Origin of the sequence: Lentzea sp. NPDC092896 (genome assembly GCF_044754905.1) — a bacterium.
Taxonomy (GTDB): Bacteria; Actinomycetota; Actinomycetes; order Mycobacteriales; family Pseudonocardiaceae; genus Lentzea.
Genome location: NZ_JBIVPX010000002.1, coordinates 1029996 through 1038690 on the forward strand (window position 1 = coordinate 1029996; position 8695 = coordinate 1038690).

Annotated in this window: 3 protein-coding genes; all 3 read left to right on the forward strand. The window is 70.4% G+C overall.

What is annotated here, in order from left to right:
* Window positions 1–51 precede the first annotated feature (51 nt).
* The 3 genes from ACIQF0_RS15620 to ACIQF0_RS15630 are packed head-to-tail and all read left to right on the forward strand — an operon-like array spanning window position 52 to window position 8595.
* The gene (locus ACIQF0_RS15620) at window positions 52–6351 is read left to right on the forward strand and encodes an SDR family NAD(P)-dependent oxidoreductase (RefSeq protein ID WP_401029895.1); all 6300 of its coding nucleotides are present in this window, start codon (window positions 52–54) and stop codon (window positions 6349–6351) included.
* A 43-nt stretch (window positions 6352–6394) separates the two neighbouring features.
* On the forward strand, window positions 6395–7594 hold the full coding sequence (metK, locus tag ACIQF0_RS15625; protein WP_401029898.1) for a methionine adenosyltransferase: 1200 nt from the start codon (window positions 6395–6397) through the stop codon (window positions 7592–7594).
* A 2-nt stretch (window positions 7595–7596) separates the two neighbouring features.
* Window positions 7597–8595: a carbohydrate kinase family protein gene (locus tag ACIQF0_RS15630; RefSeq protein WP_401029901.1), complete on the forward strand. Its 999-nt coding sequence runs from the start codon at window positions 7597–7599 to the stop codon at window positions 8593–8595.
* The last annotated feature ends 100 nt before the right edge of the window (window positions 8596–8695 follow it).

Sequence of the window (8695 nt, forward strand, 5' to 3'; positions counted from 1 at the left end):
GCGTGCCCCTGCGGCGCCTCGGCACTTCCCCGAACGCGAACGGAGCCCGACATGAGCCACCGCGTCACCTCGGTGACCCAGCTGTACGAACTGGTCAGTCAGGGCCGGATCGACAAGGCGGAAGCGGTACGCCTGGCCAGGCAGCTGCAGGAGGCCGGGCCCGCCCAGCCCGCGACGACCCCCGGCATCGACCCGGACGTCCTGCGGGACCGGGTCTGCGACGTGCTGGCCGACAAGGTCCGGCAGTTGCTCAAGGTCAGCGCCGACGACCTGGACGTGGACGTCGACCTGAGCGAGTACGGCCTCGACTCGGTGATCATCACCCAGCTCGCGACCATGGTGAACGACGCGCTGGACGTCGACATCAAGCCCACCACCATGTTCGACCACCCCAACCTGCGCGAGCTGGCCGCGCACATCGCCGGCGAGCACGGAGCCCGGATCGCGGACCGCCTCGGCCTGCGTCCCGCCGCCGCCCCGGTGGTGAAGGAACCGGTCCGCGCCGCCGTCGCAGTGGCGGAGGAACCAGTTCGCGCCGCCGTTCGTGTCCCCGCATCACCTCCGCGCCAGACGCCCGTCCCCGCCGACCGCGGAACGGACCCGATCGCGATCATCGGCATGAGCGGCCGCTTCCCGCAGGCGGACGACCTCGACGCGTTCTGGCGCAACCTGTCCGAGGGCCGCGACTGCATCAGCGAGGTGCCCGCCGACCGCTGGGACTGGAAGGAGCTGTACGGCGACCCGTTCGCGGAGGAGGGCCGCACCACCGTCAAGTGGGGCGGGTTCATGGACGGCGTCGCCGACTTCGACCCGGAGTTCTTCGGCATCGCGCCGCGCGAGGCCCGGCTGATGGACCCCCAGCACCGGTTGCTCATGCTGCACGTGTGGAAGGCGTTGGAGGACGCCGGATACGCGGCGTCCTCACTGGCCGGCGGCGACCTGGGCATCATCGTGGGCACCGCGGGCACGGGCTACCAGCGGCTGATCGAGGACCACGCGCGCGGCGGGGAAGGCGTGGCCGCGACGGCCACCGTGCCGTCCATCGGTCCCAACCGGATGAGCTTCTTCCTCGACGTGCACGGCCCGAGCGAGCCGGTCGAGACGGCCTGCTCCAGCTCCCTGGTCGCGCTGCACCGGGCGGTCGCCGCGCTGGAACGGGGCGAGTGCTCGCTCGCGGTCGCGGGCGGGGTCAACACCGTGCTCGTGCCGGACGGGCACATCAGCTTCGGGCGCGCGGGGATGCTCAGCGACGACGGCCGCTGCAAGTCGTTCTCCGACCGCGCCGACGGCTACTCCCGGGGCGAGGGCATCGGGATGCTCGTGCTGAAGAGGCTGTCCGCCGCCGAACGCGACGGCGACCACGTCCACGGCGTGATCCGGGCGACCGCCGTCAACCACGGCGGCCGCGCCAACTCGCTGACCGCGCCGAACCCGAGGGCCCAGGCCAAGGTCATTCTCGACGCCCACCGCCGGGCCGGCATCGACCCGCGCACGGTCGGCTACATCGAGGCGCACGGCACCGGGACGAAGCTCGGCGATCCCGTCGAGATCAACGGTCTGCGGGAGGCGTTCCGCGAGCTCTACGCCGACCACGGGGCCGAGGTCACCGGCAGCCACGTCGGCATCGGCACGGTCAAGACCAACATCGGGCACCTGGAGCTGTCCGCAGGCGTGGCCGGCGTGCTCAAGGTGCTGCTGCAGATGCGTCACCGCACGCTCGCCGAGAGCCTGCACAGCGAGACCGTCAACCCGTACGTCGAGCTGGACGGCAGCCCGTTCTTCCTGGTGCGCGAACGGCAGCCCTGGGTGGCGCCGCTCGACGCCGACGGCACCGAGCTTCCGCGCCGGGCCGGCATCAGCTCGTTCGGCTTCGGCGGGGCCAACGCGCACGTCGTGATCGAGGAGTACCGCGCACCCGCCGAGACGAGCGCCGAGCAGGGGCCGTTCGCCTTCGTGCTGTCCGCCAAGGAGTCCACGACCCTCGTGGCTCGCGCTCAGCAGCTGCTCACCTGGATCGACGAGCACGCGCCGGCCGACAGCGACCTGGCGAACATCGCGTACACCCTCCAGGTCGGCAGGGTGGCGATGGCGGAACGGCTCGCCTTCACCGCCGGGACCGTGGGGGAACTTAGGGAAGTGCTGCGGGCGTTCGTTTCCGGCGAGGCGCCTGGGCACGTGCACACGGGCAGCCCGCAGCCGAACGCGCTGTGGAAGGCGCTCGCCGCGGACGAGGACATCGCCGCGGCGATGGACACCTGGGTCGCCAAGGGCAAGCTGTCCCGCCTGCTCGAACTGTGGGCCGGTGGCTTCGACTTCGACTGGCGCCGGTTGCACGGCGGCACTCCGCCGCGCCGGATCCCGTTGCCGTCCTACCCGTTCAACCTGCGCCGCTTCTGGATCGCCGACAACACCCCCCGAGCTGCCGCCCAGCCGAGCGGCCCGAAGCCACATGCGTTGAGCGGCAATGAGTTCTACGTGCGCGATCACCTCGTGCGCGGAGTTCCGGTGCTGCCCGCGGCCGCCTACCTCGAACTGGCGCGGGAAGCGCTGACCGGTGGCGATGGAGGCGTGCGGCTGCGTGACCTGTGCTGGCTACGGCCCATCGAGGTCACCGGGCAGTGCGACGTCGAGGTGCGCCTCTCGGCCGGCGACGGCGCGTTCGAGGTGAGGGTGGAAGGTGCGGAGACGGTCCACGCCCAGGGCGTCGGGCAGGTCGACGCGGCGCTCGCCACGACCGCCGAGAAGATCGACGTGCGGGGGTTGCTCGATTCGTGCCCCCGCGCCATGGACTCCGCCGAGTTCTACGAGACCTACGAACGGCTCGGCATGAACTACGGCCCGTCGTTGCGCGCTGTGTGTTCCCTGCACCAGGGCGACGGTGTGGCGGTGGCGAGGCTGACCGTGCCCAGCGAGGCCGTGTCGCCGCTGGTGCTCAACCCCAGCGTGCTCGACGGTGCGTTCCAGGCCGTTCTCGGCGCGTGGGGCGGTGAGAACGACGGTGCCGGTCGTCTAGCGCTGCCCTTCGCGGTGCGCGAGGTCGAGGTCCGCGGCGCGACTCCGGCGGACGGCTGGGCCGTGATCCGCCGCGCGACCGAGGACCGCGGTGGTGACGTGCACCGGTTCGACATCGACGTCTGCGACACCGACGGCCTTGTCCGCGTGCGGCTGCTCGGCTTCAGCATCAAGACCCTGAGGGCGCCCGCGGAGGGCCGGACGTGCCTCATGACGCAGGCGTGGGACGCCGTCGGCGTGGAGCCGGTCGCCCCGTGGCCGGCGGAGAACGACAAGGTGGTGCTGTTCGGTGGCAGCGCGGAACACCACGCCGCCTTCCGGGCGATCCGGCCGAACACCGCGGTGCTGGACGACCCGACCTCGGAGTTCCCCGCCGACGCCACGCACGTGGTGGTGCTGGAGGCGGACGCACGCGCGGCGTTCCGGCTGGTGAAGGCGGTCCAGGCGGCAGGCGGTGACAGCCGGGAGATCGGCTGGACCGTGATCACCGAGCAGGCACGTCTCCTTCCCGGCGACAGCGAGACCGACCCGGCGGGAGCGGGCCTGCACGGCCTGTTCGGCTCGCTCGCCCAGGAATGTCCACAGTGGCCTGTCAGGGTCGTGGACGTGCCTGCGGGGCAGCCGGTTCCGTGGCACGAGGTGCTGGAACTGGCCCCGCAGCCGGGGGGCGCGGTGCTGGCACGCCGCGACGGCGAGTGGTACCGCCAGGCGTTGGTGGAGCTGGCCGAGCCGGTTCCGTCCGGACCCGTGCACGAGAACCTGCGACCGGACGACGTTGTCGTGGCCATCGGCGGCGCGGGAGGCATCGGTGTCGTGTGGACGGAGCACCTCATCCGCCGGCACAAGGCACGGGTGGTGTGGATCGGCCGTCGTCCCCTCGACGACCGCATCGAGGGCCTGCGCACGCGGCTGGTGGCCCACGGACCCGCCCCCGACTACATCCAGGCCGACGCGACCGACCCGGTGGCGCTGAGCCGGGCCCGTGACGAGATCGTGCGCCGCTACGGCCCGGTGCGGGGAGTGCTGCACTCCACCATCGTGCTCGGAGACCAGAGCCTGGCGCGGATGGACGAGGAGCGGTTCGGCGCGACCTACGCCGCCAAGGCCGATGTCGCGACCACCATCGCGGAGGTGTTCGCGGGCGAGCCACTGGACTTCGTCGTGTTCTTCTCCTCGCTCCAGTCGTTCCTCACCTCACCCGGACAGGCCAACTACGCGGCCGGTTGCACGTTCGCCGACGCCTACGCCGAGCACCTGGGCACCCGGCTGTCCTGTCCCGTCAAGGTGATGCACTGGGGTTACTGGGGCGGCGTCGGAGTCGCCGCCGACGAGGCCCACCGCGACCGGATGGCCAAGGGCGGTGTCGCGTCGATCGAACCCGCCGAGGGAATGGCCGCCTACGACACGCTCCTGGGCTCCCAGCGCTCCCAGCTGGCGATGATGAAGGTGACGAGCACCCGCGCGTTCGACGGACTTCTCAGCGAGGACGTGATCGAGCACGTCGCGCCTGTGCCGGCCGGTCATCACCCCGCGAGCAGTGTGGTGGTCGAACCGATCGCCGGCGACGTGAGCAACGCTCTGGCGGAATCGCTCGTCGACTACGTGCGGCACCGCGTGGCGGACGACCCCATGACCACGCTGCGAGTGCTGGAGATCGGGGAGGCCGGCAACACGGTGTTGCGCCACCTCGGCGCGTGGCGGGACCACCTCGAAACTTACTGCTACACCGGCGACTCCGAGGAGTTCTTGGAGACCGCCCGGCAGGAGCTCGGCGAGACGGCGCACTACTTCGAGACCCGCGTGTTCGACGTCGAGAAACCCCTTGCCGCACAAGGTCTCCAGGCCGGTTCGTTCGACGTCGTGGTCGCGACCGGGTTGCGGCACGGCCCCCGCGTCGCCCTGCGCAACGTGAAGGCCGCCCTGCGGACCAACGGGATCCTGCTGCTCACCGACCAGGAGAGCGGGTGGCGACGGCCGCTGGCCGAAGAGGGCTTCCGCGGTGTCTTCGCCGCCGCCGAGGACGCGTCCGGGTGGCAGGTCCTCGTCGCCGAGAGCGACGGCGCCGTTCGTCAGCCGAGGGCCGCGGCCCTTCCCGTCGAGGTACCCGAAACCCTTCCTGTCCAGCGCGACGAGGCTCCCGGCACGGTCGCGGAGCAGGTCACGGCGCTGCTGGCGGACGTCCTCGAACTGGAGCCCGCGCAGCTGGAGCTGGACGCGCCCCTGCGGCGCTACGGCTTCGACTCGATCTTCATGGCCCAGTTCCTGTCCCAGCTGCGCAAGCACGTCGACGACACCCTGTCGTTGGACGTCATCGCGGAATGCGAGTCGCTGCGCGACGTGCTCGCCGCCGTCGGCGCGACGTCCGCGCCCGTCGTGGCGCTGGAGGACCATCCAGAGCTCGTCCAGATGAACCGGGGCCGTGCGGGCAGGCCGGTCTTCTGGATCCACCACGGCAACGGGGGAGTGGAGTCCTACCGCCCGCTCGCCGACCGTTCCGGACGCCCGTTCTACGGGATCCAGCCGAAGGGATGGGCCGGGGCCGGCGAGATCCTCGGCGGACAGGTGCCGATGGCCAGGCACTACGCGTCCCTCATCCGCGCGGTGCAACCGGAGGGGCCCTACGACATCGGCGGGTTCTCGCTGGGAGGCCTGCTGGCCTACGAGGTCGTGCGCCAGCTCCAGCTGCAGGGTGCGGAGGTGAACACCCTGGTCATGCTCGACTCCCTGGACGCCCCGGCGACCAACCAGGTCAACGCCATCATGCAGGGCGGCAGGACCGAGCCGGACGCGGTCGCCAAGGTCTCCGCGTTCCGCGCGGTGAACCTCGTGCTCGGCAACAACAGCCTGAACACCGAGGAAGGCGCGACGCCGATCCTGCACAGGGACGAGGTCGACCCGACTCTGTCCTACCCGGACTTCCTCGACTCGCTCATCAAGGCCGCCCTGGCCGCCGGGATCACCAAGACCGAGGCGCAGCTGCGCAAACAGGTCGTCCCGCTCGCCCTGTACTTCGAGGCGATGCAGGGCGAGAACTACGTGACGTCGCGGCTGCCCCGGCCGGACTCGGTGTCCTGCCACTACTTCCGCAACCGCAGCGGCGAGTTCTTCGGCGAGTTCAAGGACTACATGGTGCTCTTCGCCAACCCGGAGCTGCCTGGGATGGACGGCGTCGAGTACTGGCACGACTGGAAGTCCCAGATCGACGACTTCCGCGAGACCGTGGTCGACACCAGCAGCCACGCGGACGTGATGACCGCACCCCAGTCGCTGGAGAAGGTGCTTCGCCTGTGCGACGAGATCTACGCGCACAGCTCGGACGTCGTTTCGCCGGCCGCTTAGTCCCGACAGCTTTCCCCCACCCATCTGCGAGGAGTGCTTTGCGATGACCAACAGCAGGTTGTTCACCAGTGAGTCGGTGACCGAAGGCCACCCGGACAAGATCTGTGACGCGATCAGTGACTCGATCCTGGACGCGTTGCTGGCCCAGGACCCGCGTTCCCGCGTCGCCGTGGAGACGCTGGTGACCACGGGTCAGGTGCACGTGGCGGGTGAGGTGACCACCGAGGCGTACGCGGACATCCCCACGATCGTCCGCGAGAAGATCCTGGAGATCGGCTACGACTCGTCCGCGAAGGGCTTCGACGGCCACTCGTGCGGTGTGAACGTGGCCATCGGCGCGCAGTCGCCGGACATCGCGCAGGGCGTCGACACGGCGTTCGAGAACCGCGTCGAGGGCGCCGACGACGAGATCGACAGGCAGGGTGCCGGCGACCAGGGCCTGATGTTCGGCTACGCGTGCAGCGACACGCCGGAGATGATGCCGCTGCCGATCGCCCTGGCGCACAGGCTTTCCCGCCGTCTGACCGCGGTCCGCAAGGACGGCACCGTGCCGTACCTGCGCCCGGACGGCAAGACGCAGGTCACCATCGAGTACGCGGGCGACCAGCCCGTGCGCCTCGACACCGTCGTCATCTCCACCCAGCACGCCGACGGCATCGACCTCGAGAACCTGCTCGGCGTCGACCTGCGCGAGCACGTCGTGGCTCCCGAACTCGCTGCGCTGAACATCGACACGACGAACGTGCGGTTGCTGACGAACCCGACCGGCCGCTTCGTCATCGGCGGCCCGATGGGTGACGCGGGCCTGACCGGTCGCAAGATCATCGTCGACACCTACGGCGGCATGGCCCGTCACGGTGGTGGCGCGTTCTCCGGCAAGGACCCGTCCAAAGTGGACCGCTCGGCGGCGTACGCGATGCGCTGGGTCGCGAAGAACACCGTTGCCGCCGGTCTGGCTTCACGGGTCGAGGTCCAGGTCGCCTACGCGATCGGCAAGGCGGCTCCGGTGGGCCTCTTCGTCGAGACGTTCGGCACCGAGACCGTCGACCCGATCAAGATCCAGCAGGCCATCGCCGAGGTGTTCGACCTCCGTCCGGCCGCGATCATCCGCGACCTCGGCCTGCTCCGTCCGATCTACGCCCCGACCGCCGCGTACGGCCACTTCGGCCGCACCGACGTCGAGCTCCCCTGGGAGTCGACCGACCGTGCCGACGCGCTGCGCGACCTCGTGAACGGAGGCTGACGATGCGCCTGGCCGTCACCGGTTCGATCGCCACCGACCACCTCATGGTGTTCCCCGGCCGTTTCGCCGACCAGCTCCTCGCCGACCGGCTCGACTCCGTGTCGCTGTCGTTCCTGGTGGACGCGCTGGAGGTGCGGCGAGGAGGTGTCGCGGCCAACATCTGCTTCGGCCTCGGCCTGCTCGGTTCCCAGCCGGCCCTCGTCGGCGCGGTGGGCCGGGACTTCGCCGAGTACCGGGCGTGGCTGGAGGACCACGGCGTCGACACCGCGTCGGTGCTGGTGTCGCAGACCCGCCACACCGCGAGGTTCCTGTGCACCACCGACGACGCCCAGAACCAGATCGCGTCCTTCTACACAGGCGCGATGGCGGAGGCCCGGAACATCGACCTCGCGCCGGTCGCGGACAGGCTCGGGGGACTGGACCTGGTACTGGTCTCGCCCAACGACCCCGAGGCGATGCTGCGCCACACCGCCGAGTGCGTGCGCGACGGCCATCCGTTCGCGGCGGACCCCTCGCAGCAACTGACCAGAATGGACGGTGAGCAGATCCGTTCACTGCTGACCGGCGCGACCTGGTTGTTCACCAACGACTACGAGCACGACCTGTTGCTGTCGAAGACCGGCTGGTCCGAGGCAGAGGTGCTCGACCGGGTCGGGGCGTGGATCACCACGCTGGGGGAGAAGGGCGTCCGGCTCGAGATGGCGGGCATGCCGACCGTGCACGTGCCCGCCGTCGCGGCTCAGCAGGTCGTGGACCCGACCGGGGTCGGCGACGGGTTCCGGGCCGGCTTCCTCTCCGGTCTCGACCAGGGACTGCCGGCCGAGCGGTCGATGCAGCTCGGCTGCACGCTCGCGACCTTCGTCCTGGAGTCCCAGGGCTCGCAGGAGTACTCGGTCGATCCCGCGCGGTTCGCCGACCGGTTCACCGAAGCCTACGGCCCGGTGGCCGCGGCCGAGGCCAATCTGTTCCGAACTGTCCACACCGGACAGTTCGCTCTCTGAAGCTTCTTGGAGGACTTCGCGATGACCGCGGAACGGTTGCAGACCCGCAACGGCATTGACTTCGCAGTGGCCGATCTGTCACTCCACGAGTTCGGCCGCA

Coding starts and splice junctions, on each gene's coding strand:
- ACIQF0_RS15620 (WP_401029895.1), top strand. CDS start 52: ATGAGCCACCGCGTCACCTCGGTGACCCAGCTGTACGAACTGGTCAGT.
- metK (WP_401029898.1), top strand. CDS start 6,395: ATGACCAACAGCAGGTTGTTCACCAGTGAGTCGGTGACCGAAGGCCAC.
- ACIQF0_RS15630 (WP_401029901.1), top strand. CDS start 7,597: ATGCGCCTGGCCGTCACCGGTTCGATCGCCACCGACCACCTCATGGTG.